The sequence below is a fragment of the Neobacillus bataviensis LMG 21833 genome (assembly GCF_000307875.1).
GTDB lineage: Bacteria > Bacillota > Bacilli > Bacillales > Cytobacillaceae > Neobacillus > Neobacillus bataviensis.
On the sequence record NZ_AJLS01000098.1, the window covers coordinates 1 to 825 of the forward strand.

Genomic DNA, 825 nt, shown 5'->3' on the forward strand with positions numbered 1-825 from the left:
ATCAGGAGTATTTGCCCCAATTCCAGAATCAGAAGGGTTAGAAGTTGAGCCAGTGTCTCCTGTAGAACCAGTTGAACCTGTATCTCCAGTAGAACCAGTTGAACCTGTATCTCCAGTAGATCCAGTATCTCCCGTTGAACCTGTATCACCAGTACCAGGTACAGTTAAATCACCAGTTTGTGAGCCATTGTTCAAATCTCCGTTAGGAGTATTTGCACCAATTCCAGAAGTTGCACCTGTTGCACTTGTTGAACCAACGCTAGTATCAGAAGAACTTGTTCCAGCAGCAGCTGCGACTACAGTCACTTCTTGAGTGGCAGTAGTACTAGCAGCTCCTTGTGTCGTTGGGCCGATGTAATTGTAAGTATAGACAACTTGATATGTACCAGCAACTGCAGTGTTCACATTATTTGAAAGAATCATGCGATAACCACTGTCCGCTGTATAGTCTGTATCAGTTACAATTGCATCACCGGCAGATGGAATAAAGTTATCTCCAACGGTTACTGTCACGTTTGCAGGAGCAGTAATTGTTGGCATTACAAAGTCAGTTGACTTAGCAGAGTCGGTATTATCTGTTGTAGTTGTTTGACTAGAATTGCTATTCCCCGGAATTACCAAACTACCTGTTTGCGTTCCACCGGTTACACTACCATCAGGCGTGTTTGTGCCGATTGTTGTAGGACTTGCTACAGTTGTAGCAGCAACGGTATCATCACCAGGGATTATCAAACTACCCGTTTGAGTTCCACCAGTTACATCACCATCAGGCGTATTCGTTCCGATTGGGTCACCAATACAGAAACCAGCGGTCAAAAAAGTATT

The 825-nt window shown here is 44.1% G+C and carries 1 protein-coding gene; it reads right to left on the reverse strand.

The genetic code is table 11. The features are described from left to right. The coding region (locus BABA_RS27865) for a hypothetical protein (RefSeq protein ID WP_007085803.1) at positions 1 to 825 on the reverse strand (825 nt) is incomplete at both ends.